Origin of the sequence: Thermomonospora curvata DSM 43183, from assembly GCF_000024385.1 — a bacterium.
GTDB lineage: Bacteria > Actinomycetota > Actinomycetes > Streptosporangiales > Streptosporangiaceae > Thermomonospora > Thermomonospora curvata.
The window spans coordinates 5,522,843-5,540,208 of the sequence record NC_013510.1 but is presented as its reverse complement, the minus strand read 5'-3'; the positions used below and the strand labels follow the sequence as shown (position 1 = coordinate 5,540,208).

The 17,366-nt window shown below is 68.9% G+C and carries 13 protein-coding genes; 5 read left to right on the top strand and 8 right to left on the bottom strand.

The annotated features are described in order from the left end of the window. Positions 1 to 159: 159 nt before the first annotated feature. From TCUR_RS23970 to TCUR_RS23960, 3 genes are all read right to left on the bottom strand, one after another. Positions 160 to 2,667: a S8 family peptidase gene (locus tag TCUR_RS23970; protein WP_012855191.1), complete on the bottom strand. Its 2,508-nt coding sequence runs from the start codon at positions 2,665 to 2,667 to the stop codon at positions 160 to 162. After that, complete coding sequence (locus tag TCUR_RS23965; RefSeq protein WP_012855190.1) at positions 2,660 to 3,640, bottom strand: AAA family ATPase; 981 nt, start codon at positions 3,638 to 3,640, stop codon at positions 2,660 to 2,662. The genes TCUR_RS23970 and TCUR_RS23965 overlap by 8 nt, the downstream gene beginning before the upstream one ends. A gap of 259 nt (positions 3,641 to 3,899) precedes the next feature. Continuing rightward, positions 3,900 to 5,234 carry an NsdA family TPR-like regulatory protein gene (locus TCUR_RS23960; RefSeq protein ID WP_012855189.1) on the bottom strand — a complete coding sequence of 445 codons (1,335 nt, stop codon included), beginning with the start codon at positions 5,232 to 5,234 and terminating at the stop codon, positions 3,900 to 3,902. A gap of 582 nt (positions 5,235 to 5,816) precedes the next feature. Here TCUR_RS23960 and TCUR_RS23955 point away from each other — a divergent pair. Then, complete coding sequence (locus tag TCUR_RS23955; protein WP_012855188.1) at positions 5,817 to 6,098, top strand: hypothetical protein; 282 nt, start codon at positions 5,817 to 5,819, stop codon at positions 6,096 to 6,098. Between the two features lie 566 nt (positions 6,099 to 6,664). Here TCUR_RS23955 and TCUR_RS23950 read toward each other — a convergent pair. After that, positions 6,665 to 7,225, bottom strand: a complete 561-nt coding sequence (locus tag TCUR_RS23950) for an NADPH-dependent FMN reductase (protein ID WP_012855187.1) — start codon at positions 7,223 to 7,225, stop codon at positions 6,665 to 6,667. Positions 7,226 to 7,717: 492 nt separating this feature from the next. Between TCUR_RS23950 and TCUR_RS23945 the strand changes: the two genes are divergently transcribed. Next, positions 7,718 to 8,743: a hypothetical protein gene (locus TCUR_RS23945; protein WP_148233120.1), complete on the top strand. Its 1,026-nt coding sequence runs from the start codon at positions 7,718 to 7,720 to the stop codon at positions 8,741 to 8,743. A gap of 191 nt (positions 8,744 to 8,934) precedes the next feature. On the opposite strand, the gene TCUR_RS23940 is transcribed toward TCUR_RS23945, so the two are convergent. From TCUR_RS23940 to TCUR_RS23930, 3 genes are all read right to left on the bottom strand, one after another. After that, the gene (locus TCUR_RS23940; RefSeq protein ID WP_012855185.1) at positions 8,935 to 9,990 is read right to left on the bottom strand and encodes an aspartate-semialdehyde dehydrogenase; all 1,056 of its coding nucleotides are present in this window, start codon (positions 9,988 to 9,990) and stop codon (positions 8,935 to 8,937) included. Beyond that, positions 9,987 to 11,255 carry an aspartate kinase gene (locus tag TCUR_RS23935; RefSeq protein ID WP_012855184.1) on the bottom strand — a complete coding sequence of 423 codons (1,269 nt, stop codon included), beginning with the start codon at positions 11,253 to 11,255 and terminating at the stop codon, positions 9,987 to 9,989. The genes TCUR_RS23940 and TCUR_RS23935 overlap by 4 nt, the downstream gene beginning before the upstream one ends. A gap of 285 nt (positions 11,256 to 11,540) precedes the next feature. Then, a complete protein-coding gene (locus tag TCUR_RS23930) occupies positions 11,541 to 12,677 on the bottom strand; it encodes a hypothetical protein (protein WP_012855183.1) in 1,137 nt (378 codons plus the stop codon). A 226-nt stretch (positions 12,678 to 12,903) separates the two neighbouring features. On the opposite strand from TCUR_RS23930, the gene TCUR_RS23925 reads away from it, so the two are divergent. The 3 genes from TCUR_RS23925 (at position 12,904) to TCUR_RS23915 (ending at position 16,375) form a co-directional block, all read left to right on the top strand. Further along, positions 12,904 to 13,908 (top strand): hypothetical protein, encoded by a 1,005-nt coding sequence (locus tag TCUR_RS23925; RefSeq protein ID WP_012855182.1) that lies wholly within the window; start codon positions 12,904 to 12,906, stop codon positions 13,906 to 13,908. Between the two features lie 1,047 nt (positions 13,909 to 14,955). Beyond that, positions 14,956 to 15,729: a hypothetical protein gene (locus tag TCUR_RS25245; RefSeq protein WP_148233119.1), complete on the top strand. Its 774-nt coding sequence runs from the start codon at positions 14,956 to 14,958 to the stop codon at positions 15,727 to 15,729. Positions 15,730 to 15,790: 61 nt separating this feature from the next. Continuing rightward, positions 15,791 to 16,375 carry a hypothetical protein gene (locus TCUR_RS23915; protein WP_148233118.1) on the top strand — a complete coding sequence of 195 codons (585 nt, stop codon included), beginning with the start codon at positions 15,791 to 15,793 and terminating at the stop codon, positions 16,373 to 16,375. A 175-nt stretch (positions 16,376 to 16,550) separates the two neighbouring features. On the opposite strand, the gene TCUR_RS23910 is transcribed toward TCUR_RS23915, so the two are convergent. Further along, positions 16,551 to 17,300, bottom strand: a complete 750-nt coding sequence (locus tag TCUR_RS23910; protein ID WP_012855179.1) for a MerR family transcriptional regulator — start codon at positions 17,298 to 17,300, stop codon at positions 16,551 to 16,553. Positions 17,301 to 17,366: the final 66 nt, after the last annotated feature.

The window sequence follows — 17,366 nt, the reverse complement described above, 5'->3', positions numbered from 1 at the left end:
GCGCCTTCCGGCGATCTGGTCGCACCAGTGCCGAACGACCGTACAGCGGCAGCCAGCGACGCTTACTGGGAGGTGCCGAGCCCGCTTCGGGGCGGTTCGCCGGCTTCGCTATCGTGGTTTTGGGCCTGTCCGGTCGGCGAGGGCATCTGTGCCCGCGGGTCAGGTCGTGATCTCGGTGCCGATGCCGATCTGGGTCGCGATCGGGCTGTAGATGTCGGTGGGGATCGCACAGGTCAGGGAGACGAGGAGGCTGTAACGGACCGGGAGCTCCAGCCGGTCCTTGCGCTTGTTGCTCTTCCACCAGCCGCCGACCGGGATGATCGCGATGTAGCCGCAGTGGGCCAGCTCAGAAGCGTCGCCCGTCCACATGTCTGCATGCAGGGAACCCCGTTCCCGTCCTCGCGGGCCGATCAGCCAGTTGCGGTTGTCGGACTCTCTCCTTCTGCGGCCGGGGTTGTCCTCTTCCTCCTGTGCCTCCCGGCTGATCCGCTTCTGGAAGTCCTCGGCGCTTTCGTTTGGCTTCTTCAGCGCGAACTTGAGCCGGTGGGAGGGGTACTGGTACTGCTTCCACCCTCGGCAGGACGGGTTGGGCTCCACGAAGTACGACAACGTGATGCGCAGCCGCACGTCGCGGCCCGCCAGTTCCATGAGCCGCTTTCGGGGCCAGGGAAGTTGGTGCAGTCGCAGCGCTCGCATGGAGATGTCGCCGCGACGCAGTTCGAAGGGCAGGAATTCATCCTGCACGATCATCGTGACGTCTTCGTCCGCGCTGGCCAGGACTCGTTCCTCGGTGGGCACTCCCCACCCGTAGCGGCGCAGCAGTCGTACCCGGTCCCCTTTCTTGAGGCCCTTTGCGTAGAGCGCCGCCTTCATGGGCCGGGTCCACTCCGCTGAGTGAACGAGCAGACCTCGGACAGTCTCCGGCCACAGAGCGGGATACCGGTCCATGACCAGGGCGCACAGCCGGGCCGCCTGGGCGGTCGCCGCGCTGGTGGCGTTTGCTGTGGTGAGGCCTCCCCGGTGAGATGTGGTGATCAGTTCGAGTTCCTCGGCGGTGAGGGGAGGACCGTAACCGTCGACGACCAGATTGCCGGCCTCCATCAGGATGTCCGGCTTGGACGGCCAGAGCTCTCTCCACGTTCTGGCGGTCCGGCTGTGCGGCGACAACTCGCCCTGCGGAGCGAGCGGAGAGTAATTCTGGTACTCGGGCCTGGCGGGTAGCTCGGTCAGATCGGTGTAACCACCGACGGTGAGTACGTTCCATGCCTGGGAGGGGTCCTGGGCGCTTCTGAAATCACAGACGTCCAGGAAGTTTGAACTCGTCTGATCGTATCGGACGTTGCCCGCCGCGACGCAGAAAAGCCGGGCTTGCGCCGGGTTCGGACGTCCCAGCAGTTCCAGCCCGTTGGGAGTAGGGCGGATGTCCGTTCCGAAGGACAGCGCGTCCAGTGCTGCCGACCATGACGAAGGCCTGCCGTCGTTGTCCTCGCGCAAGGTGCTGACTGGAAGCGAGAACACCCGGGGCCGTCCGGGACGTGGGATCTCCACTTGGGAGGCGGCCGATGCCATAAGCGCCCCGTACAACGGCGGGGGAGGACTTATCTCCGGGCGGTTGGGTTGGTAGATCTTCACCGACTCCAGTCGATGTCTGAGCTGTACTTCACCGGAGCTCAGCAATGTGGCCGTCAGGTCACCGTACAGCGAGAGCCCCGCCATTTGCGTGCCGTGGCCGTGGCTGTCCGCTCCGGTGGTCGACGCCAGGACGCTGCGGGTCTCGTCGACGGAGTCCCTCAGCAGCCGGTGTCCGGCATTGACGCCGGTGTCCAACAGGCACACCGCCGGACTGTCCGGGTCGGCGGGCACGAGGCGTTCTTGCAGGTCTTCGGCGAGGGGGCGTTCCAGCTCTGCATCGTCGAGGATCTCGGAGACCACTGGAGGCCGACGAAGCTCAGCCACCACGGTATTGGTGGTCAACAACCGTCCCAGCTCGTCCGGAGAGCCATGAACGAGCCCGATCACTCGTTCCGGAAAACCCAGAGTCTGCTCATGGAACCGTAGCCCCAACTCACGGCAGACCTCCCCGAGCTGCTCGGACGGGTCTGGGTTGTCCGGTAGCCGTGCGAACCAGACCTCCCACCAGTGCGGCTCCTCGGTTTCCGGGAACGGCTCGCTCTCCTGCCAGAAGTGCCTTAGGACCGCCAACCGCAGCGCCGCGATGTTGGCCACCAGCCTCTCGTTCTTCCCCGCGGCCGCGAAGTCTTCGAGCTTGCGCAGAAAGACGCCAGCCGCGTCGTGCGGCACCCAGACCAGCGCCTGCTGCGGCCGGGAGTCCTCGGCGGGCAGCACTGTCAGCAGACGCAGCCCATGAACGTCGAGGCTGCTCAACGCCAGCTCATAGCCGGGTTCGTCGTTCCAGCCCTCGACGCACAGGGTGAATCCTTCGGCCTGGATCTCTTCGGGGAGTTCGAAGGCCGCTTCTAGAGCCAGTTCCCGGGCCTGGATGAATTCCCTCGTGAGCCGGGAGACGTGGGCTGCGGGGTCACCGATGGCGCGGATCTTCGGGGCTTTGCCGCCTCCTCGGCCCCGGTAGCCGACGTCTCGCCCCTGGCGGGGGACGATGATATGGGGCCGGGTGCGCCGGGCCGAGGGCTCGAGCGGCTCACTCACGGCGAGCGCTCGCGCGCTCGTTCAGAGCGGCGATCAGAGCTGCGGTGGACACCGCCTCTTCCCCCCGTAGGATGGCGTCTTTGGCGGCGGATTCGGCCGCTCGGACCAGTTCGGCGTGGCTCAAACCAGCTGAGTGGCTTTCGGCCGCCGACCAGTCGACTTCCGTGGTGTCCATCATCTGCAGGCGTCTCCGCAGGACTTCTTTGGCCTGGCCTCGGTCGGGTAGGTCATAGGCGATGACCGAGTCGAACCTGCGGAAAAGCGCACGGTCCAAGAGTTGGGGGTGGTTCGTCGCGGCGATGACCGGGCTCTCCGGTCGTGTCTCGTCCAGAAAGAGCAAGAAGGAATTCAGGATACGGCGGGCCTCTCCGACGTCGTTTGCGGCGGTGCGTTCCGCGCCGATGGCGTCGAATTCGTCGAACAGGTACACCGCCCGGGTCTTCTTGGTCGCCTCGAAGATGATCCGCAGCTTGGCCGCGGTCTCTCCCATGAACCGGCTGATCAGCCCGTCCAGCCGGACGGTGAACAGGGGCAATCCGAGTTCCCCGGCCAGCGCGGCCCCTGTCATGCTCTTGCCGGTGCCCGGCGGCCCCACCAGCAGTACCCGGTGAATCGGTTCGAAGCCATAGGACTCCAGGCGGGCGCGTTGCCGCTGCTCGTGCAGGATCCGCTGCAGTGCCGCGCGCACCGTCTTGGACAACGTCATGTCACGCAGCCGGACCTGCGGGTACTCGGCGGTGACCAGCTCGGCCAGCTCGCCCTTCGGCCTGATGACCGGGGTGGGGCCTACCTGGGGCACCTGCTCGGCCTTGGCCCGGTCGATCAGGTCCCGCAGCTCGGCCGCCAGCCGGTTGTGTCCCTGGCGCGCCGCCTTGGCGGCCATCTGCAGGGCGACGGCGTAGAAGCCCTCCTCATCACCTGCCGCGTGGGCCCTGACGAGGGCTTTGACGTGGTCTGCCGAGGCCGCCAACACACACCCCTCACCCGGTTCCGCCGTCCTCCCCGACTGTAACCAGCCGGTAGTGAGGGGGCGAGCGCCTCCCTGCAACCGACGGGAGGTTTCGATGAAACTCCTGGTGGTTGTAGGCGGACGCGCCTTTCAGGAATACCGGAGCAGGCGACGTGGGCGGGCACGTCCAGGTCACCGGCGGCACCCGTGCGGCAAGGGGCTGTCTCGCGTCCGCCTTTGATGCCTGCGATGCCCTTCGAAGCCGGGATGCCCTCGCGTGGGATCAGGTCTTGGCAGCGGCGAGGGCGCGGAGTTCTCGGGCGGCGGGGAGGGCGCGGGTTTTCTCGTCGGGGAGGGCTTTGATGATCTCCTCGGTGATGCGGCGGCGGCTTGAGCTGGTGGGCATGCCGTTCAGGGTGGTCGCGGCGTGGTTGAGGCCCTCGGTGATGTCGCGGTCGTGGACGAGGGCGAGGGCACGCATGAGGTTGAGATTTGTGCGGCTTCCCGAGCGCTCCTCGGGCATGAGGGAGAGGGCTTGGTCGATCGCGGACGTGGCGTGCTTTGTGTCGCCCAGCATCGCGTAAGTGAAGCTTTCGGCTTCTCGTAGGGCGCTCTCTGAGTAGCCGTGTGGTGATATCCGGTCTTGGAGGACGTGCTCAGGGAGCCGGCCGAATACCTCGTGTAGATCGCGGATCGCCTGCTTGGCTCCTGTCGCGTCCCCTTGGGTGGCAAGGAACTTGGCGCGTGTGCTGAAGGCTTTGACCAACCCGGAGGACGGTCTTCCAGCGGCGTGCTTGAAGGCGTCGTTGAGGAAGCTGTTGATGACCTCTGGGGGGCGATTTTCCCACAATGCGCTTGATGCCCGGTAGTAGCGGACCCAGGTGGCCAGGTCGTGGTCACCGGATTCATCGGCGGCGTGGGTGGCGGCCTGGAGGGCTCGGCCGGCGTCGCGGTAGCGGCCCAGGTCGCTGAGCTCCTGGGACATGTAGGTGGTGAGCTGGGCGCTGACCCGCAGCAGGTCGCGGCGGGCGGAGGGGTTCTTTTCGCGTTGCAGGGCCACGCCAAGATCCATGATGTCGGCGGCCAGGTCGCGCATCAGGGCGCCGACCGGTTGGACCCAGATCTCTTGGGAGTACTCCCAGGCGAGGTTCTGCCAGCCGGGGGCGTCCAGTTCGGTGGCGGGGGCGTCCAGGGAGCTTTCCAGGGCGGTGAGCACGGCGGCGACCGTGCCCGCGGGCACTGCCGCTCCGGCGCCGAGGGCGGCCATCAGTTCCAAGAGCGCACGGCGTTTCACGTCGTCATCCCCATTGTCGGGACGGGTCTCCTTTTCGACGGTACCCGTGGGAGTGGTGCTTTGACCCTCCGGAGGGCGGCATTCGGGGCCGAAAAGATCTTCTTTGGGGACTTTGAAAACGGTGGCGTAGGCGGTGGCCCAGTCGCGGGGAAAGACCTCTCCGGCTTCCCAGCGGTGGATCTGCCGGGCGAGGTTTCGAATCGAACCCCGTTCGATGTGGGATGCGGCCAGTAGCCGCCGGGCCATCTCGTGCTTACCCCATTGCCGGGCCGATCGTTCGGCTTCGAGCCTGACCGCCCATGCGGGGCGCCGCTTGTCGGTCATGGGCGCAGCCTCTCATTCGCTCCGGGGGGATGTGAGGTGGGCGCAAAAGTGTCCGCAAAGTGTCCGCATCGTGTCCGCCTGATGTCCGCCCTGACACCCCCCGAAAGTGTCTGCAAAGTGTCAACATTGTCAGCCTTCCGGAGATTGCGTGTCCTGTCCTTTACTGAACGTGACCGGAAGCGGCCTCGTGGGCAGGCGCGCCGGCGGCACCCTGGAGCGGGGTTATGCCGGAGCAGCAGCGCGCCTTCCCCGGGCCGGTCAGGTCGGCGGAGTCAGTGGACCTTTTTCAACCGCGTGGCATCGGGCATCCCGGGCCACGGCGTCCCCGGACGGCGATGCCTCCGTCTCAACCTGCGGAGACGGGCGTTGAAGAAGGCTCAGCGCCGGGAGCCGCGATCACCCCCGGATCGAGCACCGGCAGTGACCCGTCGCCGTACGGCGGCCCGCTCCTTCCCCCCGTCACCCGCGAACCGGAGCGGGCGCCGTGCGGCTTCGAACGAGATCGGGAAACGGAGGCGGCCTCGGGCCGATGCGTCCGCATCGGGCGTCCCAGGGCCTTGACCAGCAAGGCGGTGCTGATCTGTGAACGACCGCAGGATGCCGCAGGACCGGCTGGCGGCGCTCGCCGCGCACTTGGCGGCGCATCGGATGGAGGTGGACCTCAGCGACCGCGGCCTGCTCGTCCGGGACCAAGGGACCGGGACCGTGGTCGCCCTGGTCGTCTGCCGCCGGCGGGCCGAGGACGCCGGGACGCTGTGGTTCTTCACCGGTACGGGGGAGCCGCTCGCCCCGTCCGACCGGATCACCGACGCCGCGCTCGCGCTCAGGGGCCGACTGTCCGCGGGCGCGGGGGAGGCGCGGTGAGGACCGCCGCGCCGCCGGCACCGCTAGAAGAAAGGTGCGCGCCGGCCGTGCCGCCCGGCAGGTTCCCCGCGGCGTTGATCTGGCGGGGGAACCACACCGGGAGTTGGTGGGCCATGGTCCGCGATCGGCGAGGCAGAGACCGGCTTCTGGAGGCGGACAGCCCCGAGACGCTGGAACTCCGTCTGCTGGAGTTTTATCGGCGCGATGTCTCTCGTCCGGTGCGAGAGGTGGCCGTTCGGCCGGACGGGACTTGGACGCGGGCGGGTGCGGGACGAGAAAACGCTCGTCCGGCTCGGCATCCCGCACCAGGGCGGGCCGGCACGGCGGCACATGCGGCTTCGGCCTCCTGCAGGACGTCCCATATCGCCACGCCGTCCTGGTCGGCGCAAAGCGCCACCAGGCGTGGCGCCGGCACCCCTGCCCGTTACCGGGTGTCTCCTCGACCGGCAGGCCCGATGGAGGAAGCCATGGGCGGCCGTGCGTCTCGTTTCTGGTGGCGCCTGTGGCGGTTCGTGCGCTTCCGCCCTGAGCCGAGCTTGGAGATCCGCTGAACCGGGCCGCGAGGATCAAGCCACGTAAGGGCGGGCGGTTCGGGCGTCGCGCAGGGCGTGGGCCCACCAGGAGAGCTGCTCGAGCAGGGCGGTGGCGGCGGTTTCGCTGTCGGGGTCTTTGGGGTTGCCGTCGCCGTCGAAGCGTTCCCGGGCGCGGTGGAAGCTGACGGTGTTGCGGATGGTGGCGGCGTGCAGTTCGGCGAAGACCAGGCGGAGCTGTTCCACCGCGCGCAGGCCGCCGGAGATGCCGCCGTAGGAGACGAAACCGACCGGCTTGGCCCGCCATTCGGCGGTGTACTGGTCGATCAGGTGCTTCAGCGGGCCGGGGAAGCTGTGGTTGTACTCGGGGGTCACCACGACGAAGGCGTCGGCCGCCGCCAGGCGCCGGCCCACCGCGGTGCGCGCCGCCGTTGAGCGTTCCACCGGCGGCAGTTCCGCCGAGGCGTCGATGACATCGACGCTCAGGTCCGTTCGCCGTCGGGCGCGGTCGGCGAACCAGCCGGTCACGATCGGGCCGAGCCGGCCCGGCTGCAGGCTCGCCGTGAGGATCACGAGGCGGAGAGGGTCCTGGGACATGGTGGGCTCCTGATCTCGTTGCACGGGCTTTCCGGCCGGGTGACGACCAGCTTTCAACCTGAACCTTGCTTGAGGTCAATGGGGGCGCGGGCGCTGTGACGGGAGTCTCCGGGACGGGAGGGCGGGATCGCTTGAAAGCCGCCGGAGGAAATGCCCCGGCTTCACGCGGCGCGTGTCGTTTCCGCGGACTGGGGGATCTGGGACGGCAAGCCGGACCCTTGCCGGTGCGTCCCTTGAGGGCTGCTGCTCAAAAAGGCGTAAGGGCCGATGGCGGCGGGCGGGCACCCTACCAGCCGGAATCGGCGCCGTGCAGGGGGATCGGCGGCGAAGGTGACCTTTATGGGATGACCAAGTGCGACCGGCGGTAAGGCTGATCTAACCCTGAGGACAGGGTTACTGCGGAGAGTGGTGAATCACTAACCCTTAGCAATGAAGGGTCGCTGGGGTTCCCCGAGAGCCGGGGGCCCGTCAGCCGCATAGAGAGATCACTCCATGAAGGCAATCCAACGCACACTGGCTTGCGGCCTGTGCTCGGCGGTCGTCGGCGGTGCAATGATCACCGTGGCGGCCACGGCCGCGCAGGCGGTGGCCGTCCGTCCGGTCGTGCCGCCGCCGGCGGCGCCGTACGCCCAACTGCAGGCGCCGTCCCTGCCCTCCGAGCAGACCGACTACCGGCAGGGGGTGCCGGCGCGGCTCGCCGAGTACCTGGGCACTGAGCTGTACCAGCTGCCTCAGGAGTACCAGAGCCCTGAGGCGTACCAGGACCCGCAGGACTACCAGATCCCGCAGCAGCAGCCCGCCCTGGACTGGTACCAGGCGCCGCAGTTCCCCTCGGACGCCCAGGAGCCGAGGGCCGCGGAGTACTACCAGGCGCCGCAGCAGCCGCCCTACTTGAACCAGGCGCAGGGCCCGGAGCAGTACCAGCAGCCGATCTACCCGAGCCAGTTCCAGGAGCCGCCGGCTGCTTGGGGCCCGGAGTACCACCAGGTGCCGCAGCAGCCGGTCTACCTGGACCAGGCCCAGACGCCGCAGCGTCCCATGGGGCCGGAGCAGTACCAGCAGCCGCAGGCTCCGCAGCACTCCATGTACCTGGATCGGGCGCAGGGCCCTGAGCAGTTCCAGGTGCCGCCCGCGCCGCTGAACCCGGAGCAGTACCAGCAGCCGATCTACCCGAGCCAGTTCCAGGAGCCGCCGGCTGCTTGGGGCCCGGAGCACTACCAGGTGCCGCAGCAGCCGGTCTACCTGGACCAGGCGCAGAGCCCTGAGCAGTTCCAGGTGCTGCCCGCGTCGCTGAGCCCGGAGCAGTTCCAAAGCACCCAGGAGCAGCAGCCGCAGATCCGGCAGGAGACCCCGGCACAGCAGATCGAGTCCCAGGGGAGCCGGGCACCGGAGCTGCAGCAGCCGGTGCAGATCGCCCCGCAGCGGCCCGCCGAGGAGACCGCCGCGCAGCCCGCTGCGGAGACGGCCGAGCCCAAGCTGCAGCGCGAGTACGCGGTGAACATCTACTTCATGAACTGACCACGGGCCGAACGGCACGGGAGGAAGGAGAACCGTGCCGCCGCGGTCCTGCCCGGTGATTCGCGGTGCAGGTGCGGCCGGACGCCGCCGGTGGCGTCCGGCCGCACTGTTTCACGGGGAACACCCAGCGACGACGAACGGCCCCGGACGCAAGGCACATTGCGTCCGGGGCCGTTCGGTGAGCCCTGGGATCAGGAGGTCAGCTCGGCGGCCACCAGCTCGGCGATCTGAGCGGTGTTGAGCGCCGCGCCCTTGCGCAGGTTGTCCCCGCACAGGAACAGGTCCAGCGCGTTGGGGTCGTCCAGCGAGCGGCGGACCCGGCCCACCCAGGTGGGGTCGGTGCCCACCACGTCGGCGGGGGTCGGGAACTCCCCGGCCGCCGGGTCGTCCACCAGCACCACGCCGGGGGCGGCGGCCAGCACCTCCTGGGCCTCCCGCTGGTCCACCGGCTGGTCGAAGACCGCGTGGACGGCCAGCGAATGGGTGGTCACCACCGGCACCCGCACGCAGGTGGCGCTGACCCGCAGGTTCGGCAGGCCCAGGATCTTGCGGGACTCGTTGCGGACCTTCATCTCCTCGGAGGTCCAGCCGTCCTCCTTCAAAGACCCCGCCCACGGCACCACGTTCATCGCCAGCGGCGCGGGGAACGGCCCCAGGTCATCGCCGATCGCCCGGCGCACATCCCCGGCGCGCACCCCCAGCTCGCGGTTGCCGCCGACCTTCTCCAGCTGGTCGTAGAGGGTGTCGATGCCGGCCTGCCCGGCGCCGGAGGCGGCCTGGTAGGAGGCCACCACCAGCTCGCGCAGCCCGTAGCGGCGGTGCAGCGCGCCCATCGCCACGATCATCGACAGGGTGGTGCAGTTGGGGTTGGAGATGATGCCCTTGGGCCGGTTGCGGGCGGCCTCGGCGTTCACCTCCGGCACCACCAGCGGCACGTCCGGGTCCATGCGGAAGGCCCCGGAGTTGTCGACCGCCACCGCGCCGTGCTCGGCGGCGATCGGGGCCCACTGCTTGGACACCTCATCGGGGGTGTCGAACATGGCGATGTCCACGCCCTCGAAGACCTCGGGGGCCAGCGCCAGGACCTCCAGCTGCTCGCCGCGCACGGTCAGCTTCTTGCCGGCCGACCGGGGCGAGGCCACCAGGCGGATCTCCCCGTAGACGTCCTCGCGGGTGGACAGCAGCTCCAGCATCACGCTGCCGACGGCGCCGGTCGCGCCGACCACGGCCAAAGTGGGCTTGCTCATCGTCCGGTGCCTCCGTAAACCACCGCCTCGATCTGGTCGGCGTCCAGGTCGAAGGCCCGGTGGGCGGCGTTGACCGCGGCCTCCACATCGTCCTGGGAAACGATCACCGAGATGCGGATCTCCGAGGTGGAGATCATCTCGATGTTGACGCCGGCGTCGGCCAGCGCGGTGAAGAACTTGGCGGTGACCCCGGGGTGCGAGCGCATCCCGGCGCCGATCAGCGAGACCTTGCCGATCCGGTCGTCATACAGCAGCGACTCGAAGCCGATCTGGTCCTTGGCCTTGTTCAGCGCGGTCAGCGCGGTCTGCCCGTCGGTGCCGGGCAGCGTGAAGGAGATGTCGGTGCGCCCGGTGGCGGCGGCCGACACGTTCTGGACGATCATGTCCAGGTTGATCCCGGCGTCGGAGAGCACCGAGAAGATGGTGGCGGCCACGCCCACTTTGTCCGGCACGCCCACCACGGTGACCTTGGCCTCGCTGCGGTCATGGGCGACGCCGGAGATGATCGGCTGCTCCATCTCACTTCCCTCGGTGCTGTCGGTGATCCAGGTGCCGGGCTTTTGGCTGAAGGACGAGCGGACGTGGATCGGGATGTCGTAGCGGCGCGCGTACTCCACACAGCGCAGGTGGAGGATCTTGGCGCCGCAGGCCGCCATCTCCAGCATCTCCTCGTACGAGATGCGCGGGATGCGGCGGGCGGTCGGCACGATCCGCGGGTCGGCGGTGAAGACCCCGTCCACGTCGGTGTAGATCTCGCACACGTCGGCGCCGAGAGCGGCGGCCAGCGCCACGGCGGTGGTGTCGGAGCCGCCCCGGCCCAGCGTGGTGATGTCCTTGGTGTCCTGCGAGACGCCCTGGAAGCCCGCCACGATCGCGATGGCGCCCTCGTCCAGGGCGCTGCGGATGCGGCCGGGCGTGACGTCGATGATCCGGGCTTTGCCGTGGGAGCCGTCGGTGATCACACCGGCCTGGGAGCCGGTGAACGACCGTGCCTCATGGCCCAGGTTGGCGATGGCCATCGCCAGCAGGGCCATCGAGATCCGCTCCCCGGCCGTCAGCAGCATGTCCAGCTCGCGGGCCGGCGGCAGCGGGCTGACCTGCTCGGCCAGGTCGATCAGCTCGTCCGTAGTGTCGCCCATGGCGGAGACCACGACCACGACGGAGTTGCCCGCCTTCTTCGTGGCGACGATGCGCTGAGCGACTCGCTTGACGCACTCGGCGTCTGCAACGGAGGAGCCACCGTACTTCTGCACGACAAGAGCCACGGGTGGGTGCTCCTCGGAATCGGAATCGGCGTGTACCGTCCGTCGAGTCTACCGACGTCGGCCGGCTGGATTACGAACGGGTTTTCCCAGCATGCGAGATACCCGCCGGCGGGACCGACATTCCGGAGCCGTGCCCGGGGAACGCGGCGGCCGGGACACCCGCTCACCGGCCCGCAATGGGACGGCCGCAGCGTTGGCAGGGGTTCAATGCCGAGGCCGCGCGGCGTGCCGTCCACCCGTTGCGCCTCCGCGCCCTCGGCGATGCCGCCCGCGCGCCACAAGAGATCAAGGTGTGGGCTGCGCCAGGCGAACCTCGGCCCTGCTCGGCTTGGCGGCCAGCCCGGGAAGGCCGCTGACGGCGGCACGCAGGGCGGGCAGGGCCTCGGGCGAGAGACTCGACAGCATGATGTCGTAGGCCAGGTCATGCACCCGCTCGGTGCCAAGGGCCGAGTTGACCATGGCCGAAATGGTCTCGGCGAGTACCCGCCCATAGTCCTGGAACTTCGCCGTGCCCGCCAAGGCGGGGTTCCACTCCAGCTCCTCGCCTTCGGTGATGTGCACGATCAGATCGCCGGTCACCGGGTCGACGCGGTCCAGATCGATCTCCGCGCCGACATGGCCGCGTGCCGCCGGGACTCCCTCGTCGCTGAACAGCAGGACGGGGACACGGAAGATCACTCGTTCCTCGGGAGTGCGCGGACGGATCTCGCCGCCCAACGGCGCCGGTGGCACCCGTACGCGGTCGAGTCCGGACAGCATCCGGAACGTCGCCAGGCCGATGAGGCTGTTGAGGGCCATCGCGGTCGCCCGGACCACCGTCTCCGGCCGGCCGGGTTTGCGGTCGAGGTAACCGTTGAAGGCGTAGGCGAGGATCCGGTCGCGGATCGGAGAACGCAGGAAGATGCGCAGGTGAACCCTGGCCACCGGGAGCGTGAACACCGCGTCGAACGCCTCCGAGCGCACGTACCCGTCCTCGGTCTCGGTCAGCAGACCCGTGAGCCGAAGGTCGGCCTCCTCGCCGGTGCGGATCAGTTTCAGCACATGCAACCGGCCGTCGTGCTCGACGATCACTTCATCGCCCAGCACCTCCGACAGCACATGGGCTGTTGTGATCAGCTCATGCAGGGTTCTGCGGGGCATCCGGGGATGCAGCACGTTGCGTGAGACCCGCCTGCCTTCGACGGTGGAGGTGACGTTCTCGACCTCTTTTTCGGCCTGCCTGGCGGTGTAGGTGCGCAGGCTGAAGGCGACCACACCATTGTCGGTCCGTACCCCGCACGTCGCTTTGAGCGCCTTCTTCGAGCTGAGCGGGTAGGGCGATTGCTTCCTGGCATACTCGGTCGCCTCGATGAAGATCGGCACGTTGTCGTCGAAGACACGCCGGATGTAGAACTCTTCCTTGACCTGTCGGCTGGCGACCACTCCACACCTCTTCCCGTCCGCCTTCGGCGGCAGCCGACCGGCGGTAACCTCGGAGACCGGACCTTCGGGTTCAGCGCGATGCCGGTCGGGGACCGGCTTCGTCTCCGTAGATGACAATTTCTATGCGAGGCGGATCGGCAAGTTCCCGAAGGAATATGGTGCGTCCTCTCCCCTGGGAAGGACGGTCAGGTGTGTAGCCCCGGAACGCACCTACAAAGGAGAGGCGATGCGCAAGCCCACCGACTATGTACTCGCCGTCCGGACCGCCGGCTCTCCGCCGGCGCCCGAAGGCGTCAAGACCGTCGAGCTCGTCCCGGGAGAGGGTGATGCCGTGGCCTCGGCCGTCGCCGCGCTGGAGAACAGCGGGCTGACGGCGGCGGACATGCGGGCCCGTGTCCTCTACATGGCGCCGGATGGTCCCCTCGGACTGGTGATGTACGCGGCGCTGTGCGGGTTCGCGGGTCGGCGGGTGGACGCCTATGCCGAGGGGGTCGTGCTGGAGTTCTCCCGGCTGGCCCCCGACGGTGCGGCGTTCCCCGATGCCGGCCGGCCTTCGGAGTTCCTGATGTGGGCTCAGGTCGGTGGCCCGAAGGCGGAAGGGATACCGACCGTCTGGATCGACCCCAACGCGCCGGATCTGGTCACCCCGGAGGCCGCGAGCGTGATCCGGTACGCGGCGCGCCTGCGGATGGTTCCGCCGGATTCCACCAGGGATGCGCTGGCTCTGTTCGTGCTTGTCGCGGCGCTGCGGCGGCGGGCCGATGACCGGTTCCCCTACCTGTCGACCGGGACTGAGCCCGTCCCATCCGCCAAGGACGATCCCCGTCAGGGAATCGACCTGGAGAAGATCCGGCAGGAGGCGGTGGCATACCGGCAGCGGCAGCGGGCCGCCCGGAATCGGCCCGAGATCGTGCCGCCGGTGCCGCTCTCTCCGCGCAACCGGCGGATCGCCGAGGCCAACGCGGCCGACGTGCGAACGGTGCTGGAACGGCTGGGCTCCTCCGCCGATGAGGAGGGGGTGTGGTACTGCCCGCGTCCGCAGCGACACCGCAACGGTGACCAGAAGCCGTCGCTGCGGGTGTACGGGAGCAACCGGGTCAGGTGCCAGGGCTGCGACGCCGAGAAGATCGGGCCGGTCCGGTTGGTGATCGACGTTCTGGGGGTGACACCGGATGAGGCCGCGAGTTTCATCCTGGAATCTGACCGGGTGGTCAATACGCGCGTCTCCTGAGAGACACCGGACGGAGGTGTTCTCGGCGTCCCGTCCGTCGGTGCCGGGCTGGACGGTCAGGCGGTCGGCGTGTCGTTGGGGTGTGCTCGGCTGCGGATAAGACCGCCCCGGATACCGGGTGGGCGGTGCGAATGCCTGTCTTCCTGGCCGCGGACCGGTGCTGCCTGCCGGGCGAGAGCGCGGGCGCTCTGTGGGATGCAGAAAGCGTGGGTGTCGTGGCGGCCGTTGGGAGACGGGGGCAGGGCCCGGCGGTCGGCTGCTGCGATGGGGCCGCTCGCGGCGCCGGCGATGTCGGCATCCTCGTCGTACCGGTTGCTTACCCCCGCTTCCCGGGCCTCCTGCTTGGTCATCGGGAAGACGCCCTGCGGGTCGTCGGCGTCGGTGCCCCACTTGCTAGTCCGTAGCCGATCGGCAGCGTCTCCCCCACCAGCAGCCGGGTGGCCGCGGTGCGGCCCTCCTCGATGTCGTAGACGAGCTTGTCTCCTCGCACCGGCCGTCGGTGACCAGATGGAGCTCGGGCATGCGGATGATCTCGCGGCGCCAGATGTAGATGATCTTGAGGCTGACCGATCAGGGCTGCTCCCGGTCACGGGAAGGCGGGCTGCAGGGCGCATCGGAATCGGCGCCGTGCTCGACGAACGGGCCCGATGCCGTGATGATCTTGATCCGGTACTTGCGTGCGTTCTCTTTGTCCTCGTTCGAAGCCGGCCGTTGAAACCTCCGTCCCTGCTACAGGTCCCCAGCAGGGAAGATCACCCCAGGTCGTTCCCTAGACCATCGTGAGCGCGCCCGTTGAGACGGCGGTATGGACGCCGGTTCATTGATGACGATTCGAGCAGATGGTGTTCATTTGTTGGGTCTTTGGTGATCTGATGTTGGACCGGTGGTGTTCCGGTTCGCGCCGTCCCTGCGCGGGCGTGCGGCCTGAGGTTGCGGATCCGCAGGGATGCGGACTTTATAGGTCAGGGGCCTTGTGGCCGGCGGTGCCGAGCGGGCCTGGCGGGCGATGCGGCGACGGGCCGATGAGGACGAGAGGAAGCACGACCGGTGGGAACCATCCTGAGCGACCTTGGTCTGGAATCCCCGCTCGTCGGTATGACGGTGACCGGGCACATCAAGTCCAGCGGACCCGACGGTTTCCGCTGTGTCGTCTACGACGTCGGCACCGGCCAGCCCCGGGAGGCGCTGCTGCCCCGGACCGATGCCTACGACCTGCCGGAGGGGGCCTCGTCCCCGCGGCTCCGGCCCGGGGACACCATCGTCGCGTTGGTCACCGGGGTGTCCGATGAGCCGGAGGCCGACCGCCGCCGGCTGATTCTGTCGGCCACCGCGCCGGAGCTGGTCGGACGGATCCTGTGCGGTTTCGTTCCCGAGTTGCTGACCGGCGAGGTGGTGATCAAGAAGATCGCGCGAGTCGCCGGAACCAAGACCAAGATCGCTGTGGCGTCCACCACCAGGAGCGTGGACGCTCGCGGGGCCTGCATCGGCCGGGGCGCCAACCGCCTCAAGGGCGCCGAGCAGCTGCTCAACCGGGCCTTCGGACGGGAGCGGCTGGAGATCATCCAGTACTCCAGCGACCGGCGGGCCTTCCTGGTCAACGCGATGAACCCGGTGCAGGTCACCGACGTCCTGATCGAGCGTGACAACGCGGTGGTGGCCGTGGAGGAGCACCAGCTGTCGGGCGGTATCGGCGAGGGCGGTCTCAATGCGCAGCTCGCCGGGCAGCTGACCGGATTGTTCGTCCGGGTGACGGAGGCCGGCAGCGATCTGCGGGCGGCGTTGCGGCAGCTGATGGCCGGTCGGGCCGCCAAGTCCGTGTGAGGTCCGGCTGCCGATGCCTGCCGTGGTGGTGCGCACCAGGACGGGGGTCATGCCAGGTGGCGTGGAGGATCTGGATGGCGATGGGCCGGTGCCGTTGCACCGCGACTGGCTGGTGATCGCCGGGCAGGCCATGATCTGGCAGGCGCCCTTCACCAGCGGCCGGCTCACCGCGGTTCCGATGGACGGGGCGTCGGCGGTGCTGGTGCGCACCGAGAGCGGCGCGGGCTTGAACCGGTGGCATGACAGGTTCGCCCGAGGGCCGGCGCACCGGATGGCCGGTGAGCCGGCCATAGCCTCGGTGACCGCCGGGCTGCTCGGCGAGGCGGGCCGCGCGGAGTGCGGTGAGGAGGCCGAGCTGCTCGACTCAGCGCTCGAAGGACTGACCCGGCTGCCGGCCGACCCGTCCGATGCTCGGATGTCCATGGAGACGGCCGATCGGATCGTGGCCGATACCGTCTGCACCCATAAGGCGCTCATCGGCGGGATCATCCACCAGTCGGTCACCGTCACCGAACGTCCTGGGTTCACCGTGCACACGGTGCGATCGGTCACCGACGAGATGTCCACAGCCGAGCTGGAGCGGATACGCGAGCGGATCGGACTGCCTTGGTCCATCTGGCACAGGGGGAGACCGACCACGAACTAGGGACGGTGCGTCCGGCGGCGTCGGTCAGCGGTTCACCGCAGGAACGCTCATCCTCCTGGTTTCACTTCCTGCGGGCGGGTGCTCGAGCGGCTGGGCCGCGGAGATCGGCATGCGGCGGAGGGAGGCGCGTCAGGAGCGGCGGGACGTTGGTGAGCGCCGTGGAGAGGACGACCCGTCACCGGCGTGCCTTCAACAGCGCCAAGGTCTGACGGAAGGTCTCGGTCTGGGCGGGCGATAGCTCGTGCGACAGCGTCTTCAGCCAGGAGGCCGACTCGCCGTCGTCCAGGTCATCGAGCAGCGAGACGATCTCGTCGGGGATGTGGTCGGCCAGGTCGGCGGCCAGTTCGGCGATACGGGGATCGTCGGGGGCGGCGTCGGCCAGTTCGTCCAGCCGCTCATACAGGACCCGTGTCCGTTCGGCCGTCTCCGGCGCGGTGAGGGGGCGCAGCAGCTCGGCCACTTCGGTGCGCTGCTTGGGGTCGGCGCCGGTGTCCATCAGCATCAGCAGGTCGCGGTCGAGAGCGGCGACCGAGGAATCCCCGGCGGGCAGGGCGCGCAGCACCTCGGCCGTCTCCGGCGAGACCGCCGAGTCCGGGTTCAGCTCCGCCTCGGCCAGCAGCGCCGCCAGCCGGGCCCGCCGCTCGGCGATCGCCTCCTGCTGGCGGGCCAGGTCGGCGTCCAGCTCCGCGAGCACCTCCCGCAGATCCCGGTCCTGGTCGCCGGCGAGCACCTTGCGGATCTCCGCCAGCGACAAGCCCAGTTCGGCCAGCCGCCGTATCCGGGCCAGCGCCACCGCGTCCCGCAGCCGGTAGTCCCGGTACCCGTTGGCCAGCCGCCGTGGCTCCGGCAGCAGCCCCAGCCGGTGGTAATGCCGCACGGTCCGGGTGGACACCCCGACCAGCGCCGCGATCTCGCCGATCCGCATGCCTTCAGTACAAACGTTGACGCTGCGACAAGGTCAAGACGGCCGATCCGGACGCGTTCCGGCCGG